The organism is Streptomyces sp. NPDC041129 (assembly GCF_055592265.1).
This window is the reverse complement of sequence record NZ_JBVIYV010000004.1, coordinates 266,816-289,566: the sequence shown is the minus strand read 5'-3', so window position 1 is coordinate 289,566 and position 22,751 is coordinate 266,816. Positions and strand designations below refer to the sequence as shown.

The window sequence follows — 22,751 nt, the reverse complement described above, 5'->3', positions numbered from 1 at the left end:
CTCCCACCCCGCACGCCGCGGCCCGGGCGGAGTGAGCCGGGCCACAGGCACATCCAGCGAGCCGCAGTACCCTTGCCCCCATGCTTCCGATGCTCGTCCGACGCCGCCACGTGGACTACGTGCGCGTCACGAGCATGGGCTGTCGGCGCTTCTCCGCCTGACCCAGCCCCCTCTGCGCTTCCTCCCTCTTTCCGGCACCCGGGGGCCGCCACACCCCCGGCGGCCACCCGTGCCCCGTACACCCAGCGGACGCACCCCATGACGACGCACACCGCGACGAACCCGTCGTACGCCCAGCTCCCCATCATCGACCTCTCGGCCGCCGACCGCGGACCCCAGGCCCGCGCCCTGCTCCACGCCCAACTGCACAGCGCCGCCCACGACGTCGGCTTCTTCCAGCTCGTCGGACACGGCGTGACACCGGCCGAGACCGACGCGCTGCTCACCGCCATGCGCGCCTTCTTCGACCTCCCCGAGGCCGACCGGCTCGCCCTCGACAACGTGGGCTCCCCGCACTTCCGCGGCTACACCCGCACCGGCGACGAACGCACCGCCGGCGCCCGCGACTGGCGCGACCAGCTCGACATAGGCGCCGAACGCCCCGCCCACGTCCCCGGCCCCGGCGAACCGCCCTACTGGTGGCTGCAGGGCCCCAACCAGTGGCCGGCCGCCCTCCCCGGACTGCGCACCGCCGCCCTCGCCTGGATCGACCGGCTGAGCGCCGTCGCCCAGCGCCTGCTGCGCGAACTGCTGACCGCCATCGGCGCCCCCGCCGACTTCTACGACCCGGTCTTCGGCGAGCACGCCCACCCGCACCTCAAGCTCGTCCGCTACCCGGGCAGCGCCGGCGACGGCACCGACCAGGGCGTCGGCGCCCACAAGGACTACGGCTTCCTCACCCTGCTCCTGCAGGACACCGTCGGCGGCCTCCAGGTCCAGCGCGCGGACGGCCGCTTCCACGACGTGCCGCCGATCGAGGGCGCCTTCGTCGTCAACCTGGGCGAACTCCTCGAGGTCGCGACCAACGGCTACCTGCTCGCCACCAACCACCGCGTGGTGAGCCCGCCCGGAGCGACGGAACGCTTCTCCGTCCCGTTCTTCTACAACCCCCGCCTGGACGCCAGGGTCGAGCCGCTGCCCTTCCCGCACGCCCCCACGGCCCCCGGAATCACCACCGACCCGGCCAACCCGCTGTACGCCGAGTACGGCTACAACGAGCTCAAGGGCAAGCTCAGGGCCCACCCGCTGGCGGCGGAGCGGCACCACGGGGACCTGCTGACCCCGGCGTGACCGGCGCCGCAAGTGCCGCGGGCGGCCGCACCTACGTGCGACCGCCCGCGCTCCTCTGCGGCTCCCTCAGTGGGCGATGTCCGCGTACCCGTCGATGTCCTGCGGGCTGCGCGACCCCGGCCCCACGTACTTCGCCGACGGCCGCACCAGCCGCCCCGTCCGCTTCTGCTCCAGGATGTGCGCCGACCAGCCGGCCGTCCGCGCGCACGTGAACATCGACGTGAACATGTGCGCCGGCACCTCGGCGAAGTCCAGCATGATCGCCGCCCAGAACTCCACGTTGGTCGCCAGCACCCGGTCCGGCCGCCGGTTGTGCAGCTCCTCCAGCGCGGCCTTCTCCAGGGCCTCGGCGATCTCGAACCTCGGCGCCCCCAGCTCCCGCGCGGTACGGCGCAGCACCCGCGCGCGCGGGTCCTCGGCGCGGTACACCCGGTGCCCGAAGCCCATCAGCCGCTCACCGCGGTCGAGGGCCTGCTTGACGTACGCCTCCGCGTCCCCGGTGCGCTCGATCTCCTCGATCATCCCGAGCACCCGCGAGGGCGCACCGCCGTGCAGCGGACCGGACATCGCGCCGACCGCACCCGACAGCGCGGCCGCGACGTCCGCACCCGTGGAGGCGATGACCCGGGCGGTGAAGGTGGACGCGTTCATGCCGTGCTCGGCGGCCGAGGTCCAGTAGGCGTCCACGGCGGCCACGTGTTTCGGGTCCGGCTCGCCCCGCCAGCGGATCATGAACCGCTCGACCACGGAGCCGGCCTTGTCGATCTCCCGCTGCGGCACCATCGGCAGCCCCTGCCCGCGCGCCGACTGCGCGACGTACGACAGCGCCATCACGGCGGCCCGCGCCAGGTCCGCACGGGCCTGCGCCACGTCGATGTCCAGCAGCGGTTTCAGACCCCAGACGGGGGCCAGCATAGCGAGCGCCGACTGCACGTCCACCCGGATGTCACCGGAGTGCACCGGGATCGGGAACGGCTCGGCCGGCGGCAGCCCGGGATTGAAGGCGCCGTCGACCAGCAGACCCCACACGTTCCCGAAGGAGACGTGCCCGACCAGCTCCTCGATGTCGACGCCCCGATACCGCAGGGCACCGCCTTCCTTGTCGGGTTCGGCGATCTCCGTCTCGAACGCGACGACCCCTTCGAGTCCGGGTACGAAATCGGACATCAGGCGGCTCCTCGTGAATGTCGGCGGCGGTCACCCCGGTGATGCCCCGATCGGCCGGTGGTCACCCAAACCGCGGCGGAACCTGCACCATAACCCCGAGTGCCACGGTTGGGGAGCCCACGCGACACTGAGTGCCACGCGCGTTCGATACGGCAGGATGACCGCGTGACCGACCGCGAACCCACCCCCGACCCGCTGCTGGACCCCGCCGCCATGCGCAAGCAGTACCGGGCCGCGGGCCTCGACGAGAAGGATCTCCCGGCGCACCCGATGGACCAGTTCACCGGCTGGTTCGAGGACGCCGCGCGGGCGGCCCTGCACGGCACGCTCTACGAACCCAACGCGATGGTCGTCTCCACCGCGGACGCGGCGGGCCGCCCCAGCTCCCGCACGGTCCTGATGAAGCAGTTCGACACCGACGGCTTCGTCTTCTACACCAACTACGACTCCCGCAAGGCCCGCGAACTCGCCGCCAGTCCCTACGTCTCGCTGCTCTTCCCCTGGCACCCGATCGCCCGCCAGGTCATCGTCACCGGCGTCGCCCGCCGCACCGGCCGCGAGGAGACCACCGCCTACTTCCGGACCCGCCCGCGCGGGTCCCGGCTGGGCGCCTGGGCCAGCGCCCAGTCCTCCGTGATCGCCTCCCGCGCCGAACTGGAAGCGGCCTACGCCGAGCTGGACGCGCGCTTTCCGGAGGACGAGGAGATCCCGGTCCCGCCGCACTGGGGCGGCTTCCGGATCGCCCCGGAGACGGTCGAGTTCTGGCAGGGCCGCGAGAACCGCCTCCACGACCGCCTGCGCTACACCTGCCGCCCCGACGGCTCCTGGACCCTGGAACGCCTGAGCCCCTGAGCCCGCCCGGGGCCGGAGAACGCAGACGACCCGCGAGCTCGGTTCCACCGCCTGACGGCGGCGAAGCCGGCCGGACGTACCGGCGAGCTCGCGGGTCGGGTGACTGCTTGGGATTGGGGCCGGCTGCACGCGTCTGTCACGCGCTGGTCCGGCACCGCACTCGGTGTGGTGGCGGACCGCTAGCCCGCAGCCACCTCACGCGTCCGGTATTCATACATCTGCCGAACCACCTCCCTTCTCGTGTAACCGACACCCTAAGAAGCGATCCGAGGATGCTCAAGGGATTTTCCGCGGACCTCGGCAGGCGGGCCGAATGCGGTGGACGGGCCCGGGGGATGCCCCTAGCTTGCCGGGCATGGGTGATCTTCGGATTCGGGCCGTGGACGGCGACGGCATGCTCGAGCAGTGGCGGTACGTGCACAACGTGGTGGTGCCGCCCGCTGCCATGTCCCGCGCGGGCGCACGGACGCGGGTGGGGCGGTATCGCCTGGTGAACGCCTATCTCGGGGAGGAGCTGGTCGGGTGTTCCACCGTTCGGCCGCCGACCGGGGACGAGGCGGTGGCGACCGTGATCGCGCGGGTGCTGCCCGGATTCCGGCGGCGTGGTTTCGGGACGGTGATCTACGAGGACGGGCTGGCGCACGCGCGCGGGCTGGGGGCGCAGGTCGTCGAGACGTGCGTGCTGGCGGTGAACGAGGACGGGCTGCGGTTCGCCGGGCGGCACGGGTTCGTGGAGGTCGACCGGTATGTGCTCGACGGGGAGGACGACGAGTGGGTCGACCTGCGGCTCGCGGCACCGGCCGGGCAATGATTGCGGCAATCTTGCGGGAACAGGATGTGGGCTGCGTCACGTTCGAGTTGAATGAAGGCCAATGAGCGAACCGAGCGCCGTGCGTGCGCGGACGCAGCGTCTCAGGGGGTCCAGGTGAGTGCTTCCCGGCGGAGTGGGACCACCGACGAGCTGGGGCCCGACGAGCCCGAGCGGGGCGGCCCGGACGGGCCGGACGGTGCCGACTGCCCTGAGGAGTCCGGCGGCTCCGATCTGCTCGCCGCGCTGCTGGACGGCATGGACGCGGCCCTGTGCGCCTTCGACGCCGACGGGGTGGTGACGCACTGGAACCGCGAGGCGGAGCGCATCCTGGGCTGGACGGTGGCCGAGGCGGTCGGGCGGCACGGGTTCGCCGGCTGGGCGGTGCGCAGCGCGGACGCCGAGGAGGTCCAGGAGCGCCTGATGTCGGCCATGCACGCGCCCGGCCGGCAGGTGCACGAGTTCGCGCTGGTGACCAAGGGCGGTGGGCGGGTGCTCGTGCGGACGCAGTCCGCCGCCGTGCGCGGGCCGGACGGGAAGCCGGCGGGGGTGTACTGCGCCTTCAGCGAGGTGCACGCGCAGATCGACCTGGAGCGGTCGATCGCGCTGAGCGAGGCGCTGTTCGACGACGCGTCCTGGGGTGTGGTCCTCGTGGACGCCGATCTGCGGCCGGCCGTCGTCAACGGGCACGCGGCGCGGGCCCTGGGTATCGGTCGGACGTCGGCGCTCGGGCGGCCGCTGGGCGAGCTGCTCGCGCAGGGGGTGGAGGAGCTGGAGAGCGCCCTCACCCATGTGCTGGCCGAGGGCGCGCCGCCCGCGCCCGCCGAGATGTGGGTGACGGTGCGCGGGCCCGAGGGCGAGCGGCGGCGCTGCTGGCGCAGCGGCTTCGTGCGGCTGGCCTCGCCGCTCGCGGAGGAACCGGTGCCGCTCGGCGTGGGCTGGCTCTTCCTGGACGTCACCGAGGCCAAGCAGGGCGAGCAGGAGGCGTCCCTGCTGCGCTTCCGCACCAACCAGCTCCACCGGGCCGCCCGGGCGGCCGCGGAGTGCGAGGACCCGGAAGAGGCGGCCACCGTCCATCTCGACTTCGCGCTCGCCGGTTTCGCCGACCACGCGCTGCTCGACCGCCTGGCGGGCGCTCCGCGCGCGGAGGGCGACGACTCGGCTCCGGTACGGCTGGTGCGGCTCGCCGCGTCACCCGCCGGGGCGCCCGGCCCGAGCCTGGTCTCGGGCGCGGCCGGGCTGCCGCTGCGCTACGAGGAGGGTCATCCGGCGCTGCAGTGCGTCGAGCGGGCCGGCACCGTGCGCGCGGACGCGGGGCCGGTGCCGGCCGAGCGGGCGCGGGACTGGGCGCTGGCCCGGCAGTGGCCCGAGGACGCGGTGCACGCGCTGTGCGCGGTGCTGCGCAGCCGGGGCCGGACGCTGGGCGTGGTCACCTTCCTGCGCGGGGCCGCCCGGAGCCGCTTCGAGCGGTCGGACGCGGCCTACGCGGAGGACGTGGCGGCGCGGGTGGGGGCGGCGCTGGATCTCGCCTGCGCGGTGCGGGCGCCCCGGGCGGCGGAGTAGGCCGGTGGCCCGGTGTCAGTGCCGGTAGAAGTAGAAGATGCGGTCGCCGTACTCCGTCATGACCCGGGCGTTCCAGTCGTGGCCGCCGTCGACGTTGCCGGAGCGCAGCAGCGGGGGTTCGATGCCGCGGTCGGCGAGGGTGGCGGCGGCGGTGGCGACGACGGCCTGCATCAGGGCGGTGGTGACCACGGTCGAGGCCGGGGCGAAGGGCGCCGGGATGGTGTCGAGGGTGAGTTCCGCGTCGCCGACCGTGATCTTCGAGTCCAGGACGATGTCGCAGTGGTCCTTCAGGAAGGTGCCGGAGGTGTGCCGGGAGGTGGTCTCCGAGGCGTACGCGACCGAGGTGACGCCGATGACCTTCACGCCGCGGGCGCGGGCGCCTGTGGCCATCTCCACGGGCAGGGCGTTGCGGCCGGAGAGGGAGATGATCACGAGGGCGTCGCCGGAGCGGAGGGGGGACGTGTCCAGGACGGCGCTCGCGAGTCCGCCGACGCGTTCCAGGGCGGAGCCGAGGGTGGCCGGGGTGACGTCGACGCCGACGACTCCGGGGACGGTGAGCAGGTTCATGAGCGCGAGTCCGCCGGCCCGGTAGACGACGTCCTGGGCGGCCAGCGACGAGTGGCCGGCACCGAACGCGAAGAGGCGGCCGCCGGACGCCACGGTGTCGGCGAGCAGGGTGGCCGCGGCGGTGATCGCCCCGGACTCCTCCTCGCGGACTCGTTGCAGCAGGCCGATGGCGGCGTCGAAGAACAGGTCGGCGGGTGTGCCGTCGCTCATGCGGTGCCCCTTCGCAGCGTCTGTGTCGCGGATCACCGTGCGGTCTGGACCAGTGCGGTGTCAATACGGGCGGGGGGTTGTGGGGGGTACTGGTGGCCGACGGGGGCCGCCCGGTCCCGTGACGGGTGCTGTTCGTTTGGTTGGTGCGGCACGGTTGTCGGTGGTATCCGGCAGAATTGAGGTCAGGGCCAGCGCACGCGCCGGGCAGGTTCCGGCAGAGGTAATCGAGGGGCACGTATGTCCGGACTGATCGACACCACGGAGATGTATCTCCGCACCATCCTCGAGCTGGAAGAGGAAGGCGTCGTCCCCATGCGCGCCCGCATCGCGGAGCGGCTGGACCAGAGCGGGCCGACGGTGAGCCAGACCGTGGCACGCATGGAGCGCGACGGTCTGGTGTCCGTGGCCAGCGACCGGCATCTGGAGCTCACGGACGAGGGGCGCCGGCTGGCCACGCGCGTGATGCGCAAGCACCGGCTCGCGGAGTGTCTCCTGGTCGACGTGATCGGCCTGGAGTGGGAGCAGGTGCACGCGGAGGCGTGCCGCTGGGAGCACGTGATGAGCGAGGCCGTGGAGCGCCGGGTGCTCGAGTTGCTGCGGCACCCCACCGAGTCGCCGTACGGCAACCCGATCCCGGGCCTGGAGGAGCTGGGCGAGAAGGACGGGGCCGACCCGTTCCTGGACGAGGGCATGGTGTCGCTGGCCGACCTGGACGCGGGGACGGACGGCAAGACGGTCGTGGTCCGGCGTATCGGCGAGCCGATCCAGACGGACGCGCAGCTCATGTACACGCTGCGCCGGGCGGGCGTGCAGCCCGGTTCGGTGGTGAGCGTGACGGAGTCGGCGGGCGGTGTGCTCGTCGGCAGTGGCGGTGAGGCGGCCGAGCTGGAGGCGGACGTCGCCTCGCACGTGTTCGTCGCCAAGCGCTGACATGGGAGGGCCCCGGCGCCTTTCGGCACCGGGGCCTGTCCTCCCCTGTTGCTGACCCGGAGCCCCGAGCTCTCAGGGTCATTCCCCTCGGACCGCTTTTCCCCGAGTGGTCCGCCTCCCGCCAGAAAGATCCCCTCGGCGGCGGCGATCATTCCTCGGGAGGCGTCACTCGAATGAGGGGTGTTGCTAGCAGAGGCAGTATTTTCGAAAAGGCATTCGATAGTCTGCGGCGGCAGGAACGACGGACGGCGAGAACGGCAGTACACCGGTACGAGGCAGGCGGAGCTGGGGGGTACCAGGCCGATGGCACGGCGTATCGACGTGATGGGGACGGGCGGGGTGAGCCTGGCCGCCTGGGAGTATGCCGACCCTCCGAAACCGGAGGCGGAGCCGGGAGCCCCGGGCGTGCTGTTACTGCACGGCCTGATGGGCCGCGCCTCGCACTGGGCGTCCACCGCCCGCTGGCTCGCCGAACGCTACCGCGCGGTCGCCCTCGACCAGCGCGGCCACGGCCGCAGCGACAAGCACCCGCAGGCCGCGTACGGCCGGGAGGCCTACGTCGACGACGCCGAGGCGGCCCTGGAACAGCTCGGCCTCGGCCCCGCCGTCCTGGTCGGCCACGCCATGGGCGCCCTGACCGCCTGGCAGCTCGCCGCGCGGCGCCCGGACCTGGTGCGCGGCCTCGTCGTCTGCGACATGCGGGCCTCCGCGCTCGGTGCGGCCTCGCAGCGGGAGTGGGCCGAGTGGTTCCGCTCCTGGCCCGTCCCCTTCGCCACCCTCGCCGACGTCCGCAAGTGGTTCGGCGAGGACGATCCCTGGGTGGAGCGGCCCAATCCCTCGCGCGGCGAGTTCTACGCCGAGGTGATGCACGAGTCCGCCGACGGCTGGCGCCCCGTCTTCGAACCCGACCAGATGCTCCGCACCCGGGAGAGCTGGGTGTACGACGCCCACTGGGAGGAGCTGGCCCAGGTGCGCTGCCCCACGCTCGTCGTGCGCGGGCTGGACGGAGAGCTGGGCCGGGCCGAGGCGCAGGAGATGGTACGGGTGCTGCCGCTCGGCGAGTACGCGGAGGTCGCCGACGCCGGCCACCTCGTCCACTACGACCAGCCGGTGGCCTGGCGAGCGGCCGTCGAACCCTTCCTCGAGCGCCTCGCGGCGGGCTGAACCCCCCTCAGGTCACCCCTTGCTCACCGCCGTCAGGATCTCCGGCAGGCGGGCCGCCGTACGCGGCGCGGCCAGCCTCAGGCCCCCGAGGGCGATCCCCGCTCCGTACGTCGCCCCCAGCGGCAGCAGTACCCAGCTCCGCGCGTCCCCGCCCGCGCTGACGTTCAGCCAGATCGTCACCGCGATGACGGGGGAGCAGAGGAGGGCGGAGGCGACCATGCCGCCGAAGACGGAGATCCAGGCGAGCCCGGCCTGGCCGGGTGCCACGTTCTTGTGGCCCTCCTGCGGGATGGAGTACGGGAAGCCGGCCGAGGTCCAGGCGCCGGTGGCCAGCATGGCCCCGAGCAGGGCAAGGGACAGGCCCAGCACCTCGGGCAGCCGGTCCCAGGCGCCCAGCAGCGCGGTGGTCAGCACGGTGACGAGCGCGGCGTACGGCAGGGTGATCACCAGCAGGGCCAGTGCCCGCCCGCGCAGTTCGGCGTAGGCGTCGCGCGGCGAGGAGATCGTCATGGCCACCATCCAGAACGCCGAGGTGTCCTGGCCGAACTGGTTGTACATCTGGATGCCGAGCATCCCGGCGGCGAAGCACGCGAAGTAGATCGAACCGGTGCCCTGGACGGCGTTGAAGACCGGCACGATCAGCCCGATGGCCAGCGAGGTCACCCAGGCCGACTTGGTCTTCGGGTCGCGCCAGATGTAGCGCAGGGTGCGCTCCATGACCGGGCCCGTGCGCCCGCCGGGCAGCAGCCGGCCGAGCCCGCCCGAGGAGGCGCGGTCCCCGGCTCCGGCGTCCTGGTCCTGCAGAGTGGACCCGTCCGGCGCGGTCATCAGCCGGTTCAGGCTCCGCGCCCACACGGCGACCAGCAGCGCCGAAGCCGCCAGTGACAGCAGCAGTTGACCGCCCGCGACACCGTACGACCCCTCACTCGCCGAGCGCACCGCGCCCACCGCGGAGGCCGGCGGCACCCAGGACAGCACGTCCGCGGCCGGCCGCAGCGGCCCGAGCCCGGCCGAACCCAGGCGCTGCGCGCCGAAGTTGACGAGCTGGGCCCCGACAGCGATCACCAGCCCGCTGAGGACGGCCAGGTCACGGCCCTTCCTGCTGGTCAGCAGCCGTACGTTGGCGGCGGCGACGGCCCGGGCGAGCGCCACGCAGACCAGCAGCGCGAGGGCGACGGCGATCACCGCGGCGACGTACCCGGCGGTGCCGTGCGCCACCGACAGCGCGCATCCGGCCAGGACCAGCAGCGTGAACAGCGGCCCGATCCCGACCAGTGAGGCGGCCAGCAGGGCCCGCACCAGGGGGCCCGGCCGCAGCGGCAGCATCACCAGCCTGGTGGGGTCCAGGGTCTCGTCACCGCCCGGGAAGAACAGCGGCATCACGGCCCAGCCGAGCGCCAGCACGGCGGTGCCGGGCACGGCGACGGCCTCGGCGTGCGCGTGTCCGCGCAGCGCGAGCAGGCCCAGCAGTTGCAGCAGGGCGAACAGCAGCGCGACGACGGCCGAGGCGACGAACGCGGCCCGCCGACCCGCCGACTGCCGTAGCCCGTTGCGCAGCAGCGACAGCTTCAGCCTCACTACGACGGAGGTGGTGCTGGTCATCGGGCCGCCCCACCGCCCAGCCAGTCCAGCCGGGAGGCGGAGTCCCGGCCGCGCGCCCCCACCAGCTCCAGGAAGGCCGCCTGCAGCGTGGGGTGTTCCCCGCGCACCTCGGCCAGCGTCCCGGTGGCGCGGATGCGGCCGGCCGCCATGACGGCCACCCAGTCGCACAACGACTCGACCAGCTCCATGACATGGGAGGAGAACACGACGGTGGCGCCCGAGGCCGTGTACCGCTCGAGCACGCCCCGGATCGTCTGCGCGGACACCGGGTCGACGCCCTCGAACGGCTCGTCGAGGAAGACGACCTCGGGATTGTGGAGGAGAGCGGCCGCGAGACCGATCTTCTTGCGCATGCCGGTCGAGTAGTCGACGACGAGCTTGTGCTGCGCCCCGGCGAGATCGAGCACGTCCAGCAGTTGCGCCGCCCGCTTGTCGGCCTCGGCGCCGGGCAGCCCCCGCAGCCGCCCCGAGTACCCGAGCAGCTCGCGCCCCGACAGCCGCTCGAACAGCCGCAGCCCCTCGGGCAGTACGCCGATCCGCGCCTTGACGGCCACCGGGTCGCGCCACACGTCGTGCCCGACGACCTCGACGGACCCCTGATCGGGGCGCAGCAGCCCGGTCACCATGGACAGGGTGGTGGTCTTCCCGGCGCCGTTCGGCCCGACCAGCCCGACGAACTTCCCGGCGGGCAGGTCGAGATCGATGCCCCCGACGGCAACCTGCTGCCCGAATCGCTTCCACAGCCCCCGTACACACACCGCAGCTTCGGTCATGCAGGAAGGCTACGGCGCTCCCGGTCCCCCCAGGAATGCGGGACCGGGCCCGCCGCGTGGGGCGTCAGCGGTCCCGGCGGTCCCGGCCGCACGCGTAGGCCAGCGGCGGGATCAGCTCCTCGGCGTCCGGCAGCCACCGGTTCGCGGGGGTCGGCCGGCAGGCCCACTGCACGGCACCCCGGGAGCCGAACCGGGTCGGGGGAGCGGCGACGTAGCTCCCCTCGCCCAGCGCCACCAGATCCAGCGAGGCCGGCGACCAGCCCAGCTTCCGCACCAGGTCGGGGACTTTGACGGTCGCCCCCGGCAGCACGAAGAACTGCATCCGCCGGTCCGGGGTCAGCGCCACCGGCCCGAGGGGCAGCTCCATCCGCTGCATCCGGGCCAGCGCCAGGAACCCGGCGCTCTCCGGGACGGACACCGCGTCGAAGGTGAGCCCCGTGGGCAGCAGGATCGACGCCGCCGGCTGCTTCTGCCACATCCGCCGGGCCGCGCTCGCGCTGCCGGTCGCCTGGGCCGCCCAGTCGGGGCGCGCGGGGTGCGCACCCGGCGCGGGGCAGGAGGCATCGCCGCACGAGCAGCGCTGCACTCCGTCGACGGGTTCCAGCCAGGTGCCCGGGAACACGTCCCAGTGCCGCTCCTCGGCGTAGCGTACGGCGGTTTCCAGCAGCGACTGCCCGCGCTGCTGCGGAATCTGGGCGGCTTTGGTGCCCGCGATCGTCTCTTCCACGCTCCACTCAACTCCCGCGCTCACCTCGGGTTACGGCCGGAACGCGCGCGGGGGAGGAGCATCCTCCTCGCATTTGGGGCGCATGGGTGCACGGGTGGGGGCGCGCGGGAGGAACCGGGGTGGGAGCTGGGTAGCCAGAGAGGGGGTGGCATCTGCCTTTACCCCGGCAAACCGCACATGTCACGCATTGACGGTATGTCAGGTGGGCAGTGATCTTCTCGGCCGGAACCCTCCGGCCGGATCTTCACGCTCCAGGGGTTCGCAGGGGGTAGCGCATGGCCGCAAGGCCTCTCGTGGCGAGGCAGCCGAACGAACGGCTGCAGGCACTCATCCAGGAAGCGGGGTGTTCCAACGCCGGGCTGGCCCGGCGGGTCAACATGTGCGGCGCCGAGCACGGTCTCGACCTGCGCTACGACAAGACGTCCGTGGCCCGCTGGCTGCGCGGCCAGCAGCCACGGGGCCGGGCCCCGGCGATCATCGCCGAGGCACTCGGGCGCAAGCTCGGCCGTACGGTCACGATCGACGAGATCGGCATGGCCAACGGCAAGAACCTCGCCTCGGGGGTCGGTCTCCAGTTCTCGCCGACGGTACTGGGGGCCATCGAGCAGGTCTGCGAGCTGTGGCGCAGCGACGTGGGCCGGCGGGACTTCCTGTCCGGCTCCTCCGTCGCCGCCTCCGCGCTGGTCGAGCCCAGCCGTGACTGGCTGATCTCGGCGCCGGACGCCCAGGTGTCCCGGCAGGCGGGCCCGCGCGTGGGCCTGTCCGACGTGGCGGCCGTGCGGTCGATGACCCAGGCGCTGACGGACCTCGACCACCAGTACGGCAGCGGGCACGTGCGCCCGGTGGTCGTGCACTACCTCAACAGCGTCGTCTCCGGACTGCTCGCCGGGTCGTACCGGGAGGCGGTCGGGCGGGAGCTCTTCGCGACCGTGGCCCGGCTCACCGAGCTGGCCGGCTACATGGCGGTCGACACCGGGCAGCCCGGCCTGGCCCAGCGCTACTACATCCAGTCCCTGCGGCTGGCCCAGGCGGCCGGCGACCGCGGCTACGGCGGATACGTCCTCGCCGCCTCCATGAGCCACCTGGCCGCGGAGCTCGGTAACCCGCGCGAGATCTCCCAGCTCGCCCGCGCGGCACAGGAGGGGGCGCGCGGGCGGGTGACCCCGCGCGCGGAGGCGATGTTCCACGCTGCCGAGGCGCGCGGGCACGCCCTGCTCGGTGACACGCGCGCGGCACAGGCGGCGGAGGGCCGGGCGGTCGGTTCGATGGAGCGTGCGGACGCGGCCTCCGGGGACGACCCGGCGTGGATCGCGCACTTCGACGAGGCCTACCTGGCCGACGAGCTGGCGCACTGCCACCGCGATCTCGGCCAGGCCGAGGCGGCGGCCCGGTACGCCGAGCAGTCGCTGGCCGGCCACCCGGAGACCCGGGCCCGGCGCCGCGCCATCGGCTATGTGCTGCTCGCCACGGCCCAGGTGCAGCAGCGCGAGATCGAGCAGGCCTGCGTCACCGGCCTGAAGGCGGTGGAACTGCTGGAGACGCTCCGCTCCAACCGGGGCGCCGAGTACCTGGAGGACCTGCAGCAGCGCCTGGAACCCTTCCGGGACGAGGCGGTGGTCAGGGAGTTCGGGGCCCGCCTCGACCTCCAGCCCGCCGCCTGAACGGCAGCCCCGCGACACGTGAACGCACGGCGAACGGCACCGGGACGCAGGACGGTTGCCATATACAGCGTGCCGCGGGGCGGTTTTGTTACCGCTGTCACAGGGAAGAAGATCGCGTCCTGAGCTGCGTGGCACCCGGCTCCGGGGACCCGGTAGCGTGAGCCGACGATTCCGAAGGTCCCCCATTCGTAGGAGTCCCGGTGACGCAGAGTGGACAGGGCGAGGAGCCCTCGGCGCGGCCCGCGCACGAAGGCATCGTGCTGCCCTCCGACGGAGGTGAGCCCCTGCTTCCGGGCATGACGGGCACCCCCGCCCCGGCGGCGCCCGCGGGCGGCCAGGCCTGGGGCGGCGCCTGGGGCCCCGACCGGCAGCAGCCGCAGCACCAGCACGACCAGGGCTGGCAGCCCTCGGCCGCCCAGCAGTGGGGCACCCCGGAACAGCGGCAGCAGCCCGCCGGCGGCCCCGGCCCGCTGCCCCCCGAGGGCGCGCCCGCCCCGTCGTACGACGAGCAGGCGTACGGCCAGGCCCCGGGCTACGGCCCGGACGGCGCGCAGCCCCGGTACGACGGCCGGCCCGCCTACGGCGAGAGCCCGCAGTCCCCGTACGGCGCGGCCCCGCAGCCCGGCTACGGCACGCCCGACGCCTACCAGCAGTACCCGGCGCAGCCCGCTCCCGCGGCGCCCCTGCCGCCAGCCGTCCCGGACGCGTACCCGGCGCAGGGCGCCCCGCTGCCCCCGGCCGCCGACGGCGCGACCCAGTACATACCGCCGGTCCCCGCGGCGCACGCGAACGAGGGTGCCACCCAGTACATACCGCACATACCGCCCGCCCAGAGTTCCTCCGCCGACGAGGGCGCGACCCAGTACATCCCGCCGGTGACGCCGGGCGCGCTGCCGCCCGAGTCGGCCGGGGAGGAGACCCGGTACCTCGGGCGGGCCCAGCAGCCGGCCGCGCCGGCCGCCCACTCCGACGCGGACGCCACGCAGTACATCCCGCCCTACGCCGCCCAGGCGCACGGCGGTGAGCGGCAGCCGCCCGCCGAGTTCGACAACCTCTTCCGCAGCGGGCCGGGCGGTCCCGCCCCGGCCGGGGCCACGCAGCAGATGCCGCGCGTCCAGCAGCCGAACGCCTACCCCGGCCCGGCGCAGCCCTCGTACGAGCCGCCCATGGACGACGACCACGGGCGCGGGGGCCGCTCGCGGGTGGCCCTGATCGCCGCGGTCGGCGTCGGCATCGTGGTGATCGGCGTGGGCGCCGGCGCGCTGCTCAGCAGCGGGGGAGGGGACGAGGGCACCGACAACAAGCCCGTCGCCGCCTCCGCCCCGGCCACCCAGGGCTCGCCCTCGGCGGCCGAGTCCGCCGACCCGGCCGAACAGCAGGCCATCGCCCTGGACAAGCTGCTCGCCGACAGCGGCAGCAGCCGGGCCTCGGTGATCCAGGCGGTGGCGAACGTCAAGCAGTGCAACAACCTCGGCCAGGCCGCCACCGACCTGCGCAACGCCGCCAAGCAGCGCAACGGCCTGGTGACCCGGCTGGGCAAGCTCCCGGTCGACAAACTGCCGGCCAACGCCGAGCTGACCGCCGCCCTCACCAAGGCCTGGCAGGCCTCGGCCGCCGCCGACAACGACTACGCCGCCTGGGCCGACCAGGTCGGCGGCAGGAAGGGCTGCCACAAGGGCCACGCCCGGGTCACCGGCCAGACCGTGGCAGGCAACCGGGAGAGCGGCACCGCGAGCGCCCAGAAGGTCAGGGCGGCGGCGCTGTGGAACACCATCGCCAAGCAGTACGGGCTGACCCAGCGCCAGCCGACCCAGCTCTGAGGTGGCCGGGCCGCCGCGCCGCGGGCCGGGTCAGACGAGGTTCGCTCCCTGGAGCGTGCTCGTCATGTCGGTGATTCCGTCGAATCCCGAGCCCGCGGTCTGCTTCGCCTGGACCAGCTTGCCGTCCTGGACCACCTGAAGGGTCACGTCGGCGTTGACCAGCCGGGGCAGGCCGAGACCGGCGAGCTTGCCCTCGTAGGGCCAGTGCAGGGTCGGGGTGAGGCCGCCGGTGTACACCTTCAGGCCCTTGTTGAGGGTGTGCCGCACGCTGTCGGCGCTCACCTCGCCGCCGCCGATCCTCTCCAGCACGGCCTTCAGCACGGTGTAGGCGATCCAGGTGGTCTGCACCCCGGCGTCCGCTGGGTCGATGCGGTTGTCGCCGAAGGCCTCCTCGTTGATGACCTTCTTCATCGGGTCCCACCGCGGGTCGGACGTCACCGGGTACCAGCCGGTGATGTACGCCCCCTCGTACGGGCTCGACGCGCCGCCCGTCGCGTTGATCACGCTCTGGTCGACGCTGCCCGTCACGGTCGCCGTGCGCACCGCCGGGAAGGCGTCGCGGGCCCGCCGGAAGGAGTCCATGAAGGTGCCGGTGCGGTCCCCGAGCGCGGGCACCACACAGCCCTTCCTCGTCACGTCCTTGGTCGCGGTCCGCAGCGCCTGCTCGGCCTGGGAGTCGTACTCGGTGGCGTTCTCGGCGGCGAGCTGGTCGCCGGTCGCCGCGTGCCCGCCCTCCTTCAGGCCCGAGTCCAGCAGGGTGGGCAACTGGTCGCCGGCGATGCTGTCCGGGCGTACCAGGGCGACCGGGCCGCAGGCGGCGGCCAGCGCCCGGCCGAGGCCGGCCAGCAGGGCGGGCTGACCCCCGTTGACCGGGTACGACATCTGGCCGGTGAACTCGTCGTTGCTGATGCCGTAGCCGCCGATGTAGGGGATGCCCGCGCTCTCCAGCGGGGCGAGGTAGGAGTCGACGTACTGGCTGTAGGAGCCGACGACGGCGACCACGTCCTCGGCGGCCGCGCGCCGGGCGCACTTCGCCGCGCCCACGCTGTCGTTGTGGTCGTTGCAGGTCAGGATCTCCAGCTTGCGGCCGTTGACGCCGCCGCGGCTGTTGATCCACTTGCCGTAGGCACGGGCCATCGCGGGCATGCCCGGCTTGTTGGTGGCGTCCGTGTTCTGCGGCGCCCACGTCATCACCTTGATCGTGTCATCCCCGGAGCCCCCCGTGGCACCGGGGATGACCCCGCATCCGGCGGTGAGCGACGCGACCGCGGCCAGTGCGCCCGCGGAGAGCACGGTCGCTCTGACGGGCCGGGTGAAGGGGAGGAGGAAGGTGCTGCGGATGCGTCGCCTGCCGGTCATGGACACGCACGATTCCCTCACACCACTAACCCGAGAGTGACCCTCGGTCAATGAAAGGTGACACCCAGGTGAATTCAGGGGGCTGGTGCGACCGGTGTGGCGAGGAACGTACGATCGATGACCGTGCAAGGTTCGGAGAACTCTTCCCGTCGCGGCCGTCGCTCCTCCACCATGGGCGGCATGCCACTGAACGACATGCCGTGGTGGCGCTGGCGCAGCAATGTGCGCTCCGCGCTGCACATGCTCTCCGACCCGGTGTTCCAGCAGGACGTCTGGCTGGCAGGCGTGGACGGATACGGCGACGTCACCGACGCGGTGTACCGGCTGGTGGAGGACACCTGGCTGGACAACTGGTCGGCGGAGAAGTACGTCGGCACGATATTCCGCGACTCCCAGGAGGCGGCGCTGGTCGACACGGCCGTGCTGCGGGTGCTGCGGATCATGCACCAGGTCGGCCCGGACGCCCCGGTCTCCGCCTACCTCGACCACCACGCGTGGCCGGAGGCGGTGCGGGCGGCACGGGACGCGCACCTGCGTCTCGCGGCCAGTGACGGCGACGATCCGGACACGGCCCCGCGCAGCCTTGACGTCCTGCGGATCATGACGAGGACCGCGTAGGCGGCAGCGCTCCTCCGCGGGCCGCCTCCGGTGCCCGCGGGCCGCTTCCGCCCCGTCCCGCCCTGCGGGACGACCGTCCACGGCGGACGGCCGGTGTGGGAACCTGTGGTGCATGAACGAGCAGCCCGCCCGCGCCGCCGCCCACCCGGCCGACCAGTACGTCCTCACCCTCTCCTGCCCGGACAAGCAGGGCATCGTGCACGCCGTGTCGAGCTACCTGTTCATGACCGGCTGCAACATCGAGGACAGCCAGCAGTTCGGCGACCACGACACGGGCCTGTTCTTCATGCGCGTCCACTTCTCGGCCGAGGCTCCGGTGACCGTGGAGAAGCTGCGGGCGAGCTTCGCGGCGATCGGTGACTCCTTCCACATGGACTGGCAGATCAACCGGGCCGACGAGAAGATGCGCATCGTGCTGATGGTCAGCAAGTTCGGGCACTGCCTGAACGACCTGCTGTTCCGGGCGCGGATCGGGGCGCTGCCGGTGGAGATCGCGGCCGTGGTCTCCAATCACACCGACTTCGAGGAGCTGGTGGGCTCCTACAACATCCCCTTCCACCACATCCCGGTGACGAAGGAGAACAAGGCCGAGGGCGAGGCGCGGCTGCTGGAGATCGTGCGCGAGGAGCACGTCGAACTGGTCGTCCTCGCCCGCTACATGCAGGTCCTCTCCGACGACCTGTGCAAGCAGCTCAGCGGCCGGATCATCAACATCCACCACTCGTTCCTGCCGAGCTTCAAGGGCGCGAAGCCGTACCACCAGGCGCACGCGCGGGGCGTCAAGGTGATCGGCGCCACCGCCCACTACGTCACCGCCGACCTCGACGAGGGCCCGATCATCGAGCAGGAGGTCGAGCGGGTGGGCCACGACGTCACCCCGGAGGGCCTGGTCGCCGTCGGCCGCGACGTGGAGTGCCAGGCGCTGGCGCGCGCGGTGAAGTGGCACGCCGAGCGCCGGATCCTGCTCAACGGCCGCCGGACGGTGGTGTTCGCCTAGGGCCTGCCGGGCCGTACGCTCACATCCGGCTCAGCCCCGCCGCGGCGAACAGGACGTCCCGGATCGCCTCGCGGTCGCCGACCTGCCCGGCCGCGGCCTCCTCCGGGGGCACGTGGCCCGCGGCCAGGCGGCAGAATTCCACGCCGTCCAGCGCGACATGGGCCACCTCGAACTCGGCGGAGCCCACCGCGCCGGGCGAGTCCAGCGGGATCAGCCACTCCCCGCCGGCCGCACCCTCGATCTCCAGCCGCAGGCTGCGCCCCGGTTCTCCGGCCGTGACCAGACGCGGCCGCCGGCCGGTCGCGGACAGCCCCGCCCGCCGCCGCTCGGCCAGCGCCGCCGGCAGCATCCGGGCCGCCAGGTCGATCATCCGGTGCAGATGCCGCGGCGCGGGCGGCTCGTAGGGATAGTCCACCGCCTCCGCGATGTCCTCCGCGTGCACCCAGCACTCGAAGGCCCGGTCCAGCATCGCGTCGCGCAACGGCAGCCCGAAGTCGCCGTACCGAACCGTGAGTCCGCCGGCGCTGCCGCCCGTGAAGGACACCGTCCGCACCAGCCGGTGGCTCTGCTCCCGCCAGGGCGCCCGCACCGACCGCGTCGGCGGGAAGTGCGACGTGCGCCAGTACGCGTCGGTGCGCGCGGCCGGTCCCGCCGCGGCCTGTTCACGGCCGACGGCCTCCGTGAGCGGATCGTCCAGACCGAGCGCCACCGCGACCAGCCCGTCCACCGACAGCAGATGGGCGATCACCCCGGCGACGGTGGTACGGCGGCTCGTCGCCTCGTCGGCCTCGAACCACCGCAGTCGCACCGGCGCGTGCCACTCGGCGTCCCCGAAGTCCTGCAGCAGCGCGTCCAGCCGCGCGGTCTCGGCGTCGTAGGGGGCCGCCCACTCGGGCAGCGGGATACGCGGCGGACGGCGGTTCAGGCAGCTCTCCAGGACGCGCGTGCGCAGCGCCGGGTCCAGGTCGAGGCTCTCCGGCTGGTGCAGCAGACCGACCGCCTCGCGCAGCCGGCGCGCCTCGTCCGCGCAGGCCCCGCAGTCGCCGAGGTGCTCCTCGACGGCCGCCGTCTCCGCCGCCGAGCAGGCCGCGAGGGCCCAGGCGCCGAGGAGGGACTTCAGGACGGCGTGCGACAACTCGAGCGGCACGGGTACGGGTTCCCCAGGATCGGCGAGGTCGGGCAGGGGCAGCCCGCTGTCCTCGACCGAGGCGCGGGGCGGCGGGATGCGGGGCTCGCGGCCGTTGCCGGGCCCGTCGTGCGCCGCGAAGCCCTCGGGGCCGTTCACACCGCACCTCCGTATCCCCGCGGGCTGCCTGCGTCGTGGGCGGTGGACAGGAGCTGGAGGCCGAGGCGGAGCCGGCGGCGGGCCTCGTCCTCGGTGACGCCGAGGTCGGTGGCGGCCTGCCGGTAGTCGCGCCGCTGGAAGTAGGCCAGTTCGAGCGCGGCGCGCAGCGGGGCGGGCATGGAGTGGACGATGTAGTCGGCGCGGGCGGCGACCGAGGCGCGGCGCACCTTGCTCTCCAGGCTCTCCAGCTCCTCCGCGGAGCCGCTCCCGCCCGGGGTGAGCGCGGCGGACTCGGTGGCGCGCAGCCGCTGCACGGCCAGCCGGTGGGTCACCTGGGCCACCCATGAGCGCAGCGGGCCCTGCTTGGGGTCGTAGGAGTCGGGGTGTTCCCAGACGTGGGTGAACACCTCGCGGGTGACCCCGTCGGCGGCCCGCTCGTCACCGAGGACCCGGTGGGCGAGGCTGTGCACGAGGGAGGCGAAACGGTCGTACAGCTCGCCGAGGGCCGCGGCCTCGCCGCGTGCGAGCCGCTGCTGCATCTTGCGGTCCCAGCGGGGCGGTACGTCCTTCTGCGCCATGTCGCCCCTCCCCTCGGCCTCGTCCGGCAGGTCCAGCGTGTCTGCACCGTCATCTCGAATGTAGTCGGCACGTCCGACAACGCACGCCCCTTTGTGTCAATGTGCGCCCCCCGAGACGTCGCAGGTGATAGTGCCCCCTTCACACATCCTTCACTCAATCGGCGTCCAAGTACGATCGAACAGGATCGATAGTGACTGAAACAAGCCCCTTGTCGATCGTGCACGGTTTGCGGCTCGAAGTTTCAGGGAACGGCCGCTGGGCAGCCGCGCGGAAAGAAACGTAGGAACTGCTTCCGTTTCCGGGCGGTTCCGCGAACCGGCGAGCGGAGGGGCGTGGCCGTGACATTCAAGGTGACCGGCGTCGAACAGGACGGGTGGGCCGTGCTCCAGGTCGGCGGGGAACTCGACCTGATGACCTCGCCGGTGCTCCGTCAGCGGGTGCACGACGTGGTCGCCGAGGGGCACCACAGTCTGGTGCTGGACCTCTCGGAGGTCTTCTTCTGCGACTCCAGCGGCGTCGGCGTGCTCATCGCCGCCCGCCGGCTGATCCGCTCCTGCCAGGGCCGGCTGCGGCTGATCCTGCCGGACCGGGGCGCGGAGGACGGCTCGCACGTCAACCGGGTCCTCGGCGCGCTCGGCGTCCGCCGGCTCTTCGACGTCCGCCCCGACGTCGAGTCCGCCGTGACCGACGAGGCCGGCCCGCTGTCCGCCTGAGCCCTCCACAGGCCCGACCGCCGGCCTGAGCACATCACGCGGCCGCCGCCACAGGGTTGTCGCGAAATTCCCCCGGTCTTGGCACAACCGCCGTTTTCCCGTCACCTGTCCGCCACCCGCGACGTACGCTCCCAGCCGGATCACCCTCCACGTCGACACAAAGGCGGCCCTAACAGACATGGTCAGCACCGAGTACGAGCGCAGGATCGCCGCCCGGTTCGCCGGCTTCGACCAGGACGGCAACGGCTACATCGACCGCGAGGACTTCAGCGCCGCGGCCAAGGCCCTGCTCGCCGAGTTCGCCGTACCCGCCCGCTCCGACCGCGGACAGGCGCTCTACGCCGGAGCGGAGGCGTTCTGGCAGGGCATGGCGGGCATCGCCGACCGGGACGGCGACCAGCGCATCACCCGCGAGGAGTTCGTCACCGGCGCGGTCAAGCGGCTGCGTGACAACCCCGACCGCTTCGCCGAGATCGCCCGGCCCTTCCTGCACGCGGCCCTGGCCGTCGCGGACCCGGACGCGGACGGCCGTGCCACCGTTCCCGACACCGTCCGCGTGCTGCGCGTGCTGCGCGTCCCGGAGGACGTCGCCCTGGCGACCGCCACCGCCCTCGACGCCGACGGAGACGGCAGGGTCGGTGAGTCGGAGATCGTCCCGGCCTTCGCGCGGTACTTCACCGTTCCCGAGTAGCGATCGCCGTGCAACACGCCCGGTCGCGCATCCAGTTCGGGAGATCCTTGGCCCACGATGTCGCGGATCGTGGCGTTCCGACATCACAGAGCGTTGATATCGGCTTGTGTCCTTGACGTGACCCGTCACGTCCCGGAGTCGGGCGTCCCCTCGGGTACCTTGTGTGGGATGCGAGTGGCCGCGAGTACGTGCCGAGCCGTTGGCGCGCCCGGGTCGTCCCCGGACCGCGCGGTGTGCGCCGCTGCTCGCGGGGCGGTACGGGCCCAAGTCGCCGTCCGTTTCCCCGCCTGTTCGACTCCCCGGCGAGCGCGTCGCACAGTATGCCGCACGCGTACTCCTTCGCGCTGGAATATGCCCGAAGCGCTTGTTGGGGTGACTGTACGTCAACCATGCTGTCTCGTAAGGGAATCACGTTCCGTGACCCTTGCTCTGGCCGTTGTCCTGGCCATGCAGAAAATGGCTACGATCGTGGCCCTCGTCGTGGTGCGCGTCGCGGTTTGTGCCGCGGCGTTCGTGTGGCGCGGGGCCATGTGTCCGCCGGTTCGGATGGTGTGAGCGGTGCAGGTGCTTCAAGTGCAGCTGGAGATCCGGCCCGACCCCGCGGAGGTGGGGCGGGCCAGGAGATGGGCCCGTTCGCGGCTCTCCGGGCTCGGGATAGGGGCCGACGAGCCGTTGGCCGAGACGCTGGTCCTGCTGGTCTCCGAGTTGGTGACCAACGCCGTGGTGCACACCGGCCGTCCGGCCGTGCTGCGGCTCTCCCTGCCGGGGAAGGCGCCGGTGGTGGCGGCCGAGCCGGCGGCGGGGGCGACGACGGTCACGGGAGCCGACGCGGCGGCGGACGCCGCCGGCCCGGCGGTCGCCAAGCGTCCGGTCGCCTCGGCCACCGTGCGGCTCGAGGTGGCCGACACCAGCTCCCGCGCACCCGTCCCGCGCTGCGCGGGCGGTGACGCCACCGGCGGCCGGGGGCTGGCGCTCGTCGACTGCCTTGCCGACCGCTGGGGCTGGCACCCCGAGGGCTCCGGCAAGAGCATCTGGTGCGAAGTGGACCGCTGCTCACAGTCCCGGGAGGGCGCGACACCGGCGTACGGGGGCGGTCTGACCGCGTACGAGGACTTCGCCTTCGAGGCGGTGTAGGCGTCCGGCGCTCCGGTGCGCCCCGGACACATCCATGCGCGGTCACCGCGAACCGGGCATGAGCGACCAATCACCCCTGGCGCGTTGACGACGCGTCACCGAATGAACACGCTGGTGGCGACGGCTCGCCGTGAGGGGACGGCGAGGGCCCGGGAAGCGGCGGGGTCCTCGCCGGGCGCGGGTCGCGACGGGCGGCGGCGCGGGCCGGAGGCGGGGGCGCGCCGCCGGTCCGGACACCGCT

Annotated in this window: 21 protein-coding genes; 13 read left to right on the top strand and 8 right to left on the bottom strand. The window is 73.1% G+C overall.

Going from position 1 to position 22,751, the window contains the following annotated elements:
• The first annotated feature begins 258 nt into the window (after positions 1-258).
• The gene (locus ACZ6B1_RS16930; protein WP_468779060.1) at positions 259-1,290 is read left to right on the top strand and encodes an isopenicillin N synthase family dioxygenase; all 1,032 of its coding nucleotides are present in this window, start codon (positions 259-261) and stop codon (positions 1,288-1,290) included.
• 66 nt (positions 1,291-1,356) lie between these two features.
• Here the strand turns inward: ACZ6B1_RS16930 and ACZ6B1_RS16925 are convergent, their stop codons facing one another.
• Positions 1,357-2,457, bottom strand: a complete 1,101-nt coding sequence (locus tag ACZ6B1_RS16925; RefSeq protein WP_468779059.1) for a citrate synthase 2 — start codon at positions 2,455-2,457, stop codon at positions 1,357-1,359.
• Between the two features lie 165 nt (positions 2,458-2,622).
• Between ACZ6B1_RS16925 and pdxH the strand changes: the two genes are divergently transcribed.
• The 3 genes from pdxH to ACZ6B1_RS16910 all read left to right on the top strand — a co-directional run bounded on the left by pdxH (position 2,623) and on the right by ACZ6B1_RS16910 (position 5,680).
• The gene (pdxH, locus tag ACZ6B1_RS16920) at positions 2,623-3,309 is read left to right on the top strand and encodes a pyridoxamine 5'-phosphate oxidase (RefSeq protein ID WP_468779057.1); all 687 of its coding nucleotides are present in this window, start codon (positions 2,623-2,625) and stop codon (positions 3,307-3,309) included.
• Between the two features lie 355 nt (positions 3,310-3,664).
• Positions 3,665-4,120 (top strand): GNAT family N-acetyltransferase, encoded by a 456-nt coding sequence (locus ACZ6B1_RS16915; RefSeq protein WP_468779055.1) that lies wholly within the window; start codon positions 3,665-3,667, stop codon positions 4,118-4,120.
• Positions 4,121-4,234: 114 nt separating this feature from the next.
• Positions 4,235-5,680 carry a PAS domain-containing protein gene (locus ACZ6B1_RS16910; RefSeq protein WP_468779053.1) on the top strand — a complete coding sequence of 482 codons (1,446 nt, stop codon included), beginning with the start codon at positions 4,235-4,237 and terminating at the stop codon, positions 5,678-5,680.
• A gap of 15 nt (positions 5,681-5,695) precedes the next feature.
• Here the strand turns inward: ACZ6B1_RS16910 and ACZ6B1_RS16905 are convergent, their stop codons facing one another.
• A complete protein-coding gene (locus tag ACZ6B1_RS16905) occupies positions 5,696-6,457 on the bottom strand; it encodes an SIS domain-containing protein (RefSeq protein WP_468779051.1) in 762 nt (253 codons plus the stop codon).
• A gap of 237 nt (positions 6,458-6,694) precedes the next feature.
• Between ACZ6B1_RS16905 and ACZ6B1_RS16900 the strand changes: the two genes are divergently transcribed.
• Positions 6,695-7,387 (top strand): metal-dependent transcriptional regulator, encoded by a 693-nt coding sequence (locus tag ACZ6B1_RS16900; RefSeq protein WP_020940714.1) that lies wholly within the window; start codon positions 6,695-6,697, stop codon positions 7,385-7,387.
• Between the two features lie 303 nt (positions 7,388-7,690).
• Complete coding sequence (locus tag ACZ6B1_RS16895) at positions 7,691-8,551, top strand: alpha/beta fold hydrolase (RefSeq protein ID WP_468779049.1); 861 nt, start codon at positions 7,691-7,693, stop codon at positions 8,549-8,551.
• Between the two features lie 12 nt (positions 8,552-8,563).
• Here ACZ6B1_RS16895 and ACZ6B1_RS16890 read toward each other — a convergent pair whose 3' ends face one another.
• The 3 genes from ACZ6B1_RS16890 to ACZ6B1_RS16880 all read right to left on the bottom strand — a co-directional run bounded on the left by ACZ6B1_RS16890 (position 8,564) and on the right by ACZ6B1_RS16880 (position 11,653).
• Positions 8,564-10,153 carry a transporter gene (locus ACZ6B1_RS16890; RefSeq protein WP_468779047.1) on the bottom strand — a complete coding sequence of 530 codons (1,590 nt, stop codon included), beginning with the start codon at positions 10,151-10,153 and terminating at the stop codon, positions 8,564-8,566.
• Entirely contained in the window at positions 10,150-10,926 is a 777-nt protein-coding gene (locus tag ACZ6B1_RS16885; RefSeq protein ID WP_468779045.1) for an ABC transporter ATP-binding protein, read from the bottom strand. Before ACZ6B1_RS16885 ends, ACZ6B1_RS16890 begins: the two co-directional genes overlap by 4 nt.
• A 64-nt stretch (positions 10,927-10,990) precedes the next feature.
• Positions 10,991-11,653, bottom strand: a complete 663-nt coding sequence (locus ACZ6B1_RS16880) for a bifunctional DNA primase/polymerase (protein WP_468779043.1) — start codon at positions 11,651-11,653, stop codon at positions 10,991-10,993.
• Between the two features lie 275 nt (positions 11,654-11,928).
• Here ACZ6B1_RS16880 and ACZ6B1_RS16875 point away from each other — a divergent pair, with 275 nt between their 5' ends.
• Positions 11,929-13,314, top strand: coding sequence for a transcriptional regulator (locus ACZ6B1_RS16875; RefSeq protein WP_468779041.1), 1,386 nt, complete (start codon positions 11,929-11,931; stop codon positions 13,312-13,314).
• A gap of 200 nt (positions 13,315-13,514) precedes the next feature.
• The gene (locus ACZ6B1_RS16870; RefSeq protein WP_468779039.1) at positions 13,515-15,134 is read left to right on the top strand and encodes a hypothetical protein; all 1,620 of its coding nucleotides are present in this window, start codon (positions 13,515-13,517) and stop codon (positions 15,132-15,134) included.
• A 30-nt stretch (positions 15,135-15,164) separates the two neighbouring features.
• Here ACZ6B1_RS16870 and ACZ6B1_RS16865 read toward each other — a convergent pair whose 3' ends face one another.
• Positions 15,165-16,493, bottom strand: a complete 1,329-nt coding sequence (locus ACZ6B1_RS16865; RefSeq protein WP_468779037.1) for an ABC transporter substrate-binding protein — start codon at positions 16,491-16,493, stop codon at positions 15,165-15,167.
• Between the two features lie 117 nt (positions 16,494-16,610).
• Here ACZ6B1_RS16865 and ACZ6B1_RS16860 point away from each other — a divergent pair, with 117 nt between their 5' ends.
• Together ACZ6B1_RS16860 and purU are read left to right on the top strand one after the other, a co-directional pair.
• Entirely contained in the window at positions 16,611-17,111 is a 501-nt protein-coding gene (locus ACZ6B1_RS16860) for an SCO4402 family protein (protein WP_468779036.1), read from the top strand.
• Positions 17,112-17,223: 112 nt separating this feature from the next.
• Positions 17,224-18,108, top strand: a complete 885-nt coding sequence (gene purU / locus ACZ6B1_RS16855) for a formyltetrahydrofolate deformylase (RefSeq protein ID WP_468779034.1) — start codon at positions 17,224-17,226, stop codon at positions 18,106-18,108.
• A gap of 19 nt (positions 18,109-18,127) precedes the next feature.
• Here purU and ACZ6B1_RS16850 read toward each other — a convergent pair whose 3' ends face one another.
• Positions 18,128-19,393: a zf-HC2 domain-containing protein gene (locus ACZ6B1_RS16850; RefSeq protein WP_468779032.1), complete on the bottom strand. Its 1,266-nt coding sequence runs from the start codon at positions 19,391-19,393 to the stop codon at positions 18,128-18,130.
• On the bottom strand, positions 19,390-19,971 hold the full coding sequence (locus tag ACZ6B1_RS16845) for an RNA polymerase sigma factor (protein ID WP_468779030.1): 582 nt from the start codon (positions 19,969-19,971) through the stop codon (positions 19,390-19,392). The genes ACZ6B1_RS16850 and ACZ6B1_RS16845 overlap by 4 nt, the downstream gene beginning before the upstream one ends.
• Positions 19,972-20,304: 333 nt before the next feature.
• Here ACZ6B1_RS16845 and ACZ6B1_RS16840 point away from each other — a divergent pair, with 333 nt between their 5' ends.
• The 3 genes from ACZ6B1_RS16840 to ACZ6B1_RS16830 all read left to right on the top strand — a co-directional run bounded on the left by ACZ6B1_RS16840 (position 20,305) and on the right by ACZ6B1_RS16830 (position 22,510).
• On the top strand, positions 20,305-20,685 hold the full coding sequence (locus tag ACZ6B1_RS16840; protein ID WP_468779028.1) for an STAS domain-containing protein: 381 nt from the start codon (positions 20,305-20,307) through the stop codon (positions 20,683-20,685).
• 178 nt (positions 20,686-20,863) lie between these two features.
• Positions 20,864-21,376 carry an EF-hand domain-containing protein gene (locus tag ACZ6B1_RS16835; RefSeq protein WP_468779025.1) on the top strand — a complete coding sequence of 171 codons (513 nt, stop codon included), beginning with the start codon at positions 20,864-20,866 and terminating at the stop codon, positions 21,374-21,376.
• A 573-nt stretch (positions 21,377-21,949) separates the two neighbouring features.
• Positions 21,950-22,510, top strand: a complete 561-nt coding sequence (locus tag ACZ6B1_RS16830; protein WP_468779023.1) for an ATP-binding protein — start codon at positions 21,950-21,952, stop codon at positions 22,508-22,510.
• The last annotated feature ends 241 nt before the right edge of the window (positions 22,511-22,751 follow it).

Bases quoted from the DNA above. Each gene is read 5' to 3' on its own strand.
- ACZ6B1_RS16835 (WP_468779025.1), top strand. From the start codon at position 20,864: ATGGTCAGCACCGAGTACGAGCGCAGGATCGCCGCCCGGTTCGCCGGC.
- ACZ6B1_RS16915 (WP_468779055.1), top strand. From the start codon at position 3,665: ATGGGTGATCTTCGGATTCGGGCCGTGGACGGCGACGGCATGCTCGAG.
- ACZ6B1_RS16860 (WP_468779036.1), top strand. From the start codon at position 16,611: ATGACCGTGCAAGGTTCGGAGAACTCTTCCCGTCGCGGCCGTCGCTCC.
- ACZ6B1_RS16875 (WP_468779041.1), top strand. From the start codon at position 11,929: ATGGCCGCAAGGCCTCTCGTGGCGAGGCAGCCGAACGAACGGCTGCAG.
- ACZ6B1_RS16930 (WP_468779060.1), top strand. From the start codon at position 259: ATGACGACGCACACCGCGACGAACCCGTCGTACGCCCAGCTCCCCATC.
- ACZ6B1_RS16885 (WP_468779045.1), bottom strand. From the start codon at position 10,926: ATGACCGAAGCTGCGGTGTGTGTACGGGGGCTGTGGAAGCGATTCGGG.
- ACZ6B1_RS16905 (WP_468779051.1), bottom strand. From the start codon at position 6,457: ATGAGCGACGGCACACCCGCCGACCTGTTCTTCGACGCCGCCATCGGC.
- ACZ6B1_RS16865 (WP_468779037.1), bottom strand. From the start codon at position 16,493: ATGACCGGCAGGCGACGCATCCGCAGCACCTTCCTCCTCCCCTTCACC.
- ACZ6B1_RS16845 (WP_468779030.1), bottom strand. From the start codon at position 19,971: ATGGCGCAGAAGGACGTACCGCCCCGCTGGGACCGCAAGATGCAGCAG.
- ACZ6B1_RS16890 (WP_468779047.1), bottom strand. From the start codon at position 10,153: ATGACCAGCACCACCTCCGTCGTAGTGAGGCTGAAGCTGTCGCTGCTG.
- ACZ6B1_RS16925 (WP_468779059.1), bottom strand. From the start codon at position 2,457: ATGTCCGATTTCGTACCCGGACTCGAAGGGGTCGTCGCGTTCGAGACG.
- ACZ6B1_RS16895 (WP_468779049.1), top strand. From the start codon at position 7,691: ATGGCACGGCGTATCGACGTGATGGGGACGGGCGGGGTGAGCCTGGCC.
- ACZ6B1_RS16900 (WP_020940714.1), top strand. From the start codon at position 6,695: ATGTCCGGACTGATCGACACCACGGAGATGTATCTCCGCACCATCCTC.
- purU (WP_468779034.1), top strand. From the start codon at position 17,224: ATGAACGAGCAGCCCGCCCGCGCCGCCGCCCACCCGGCCGACCAGTAC.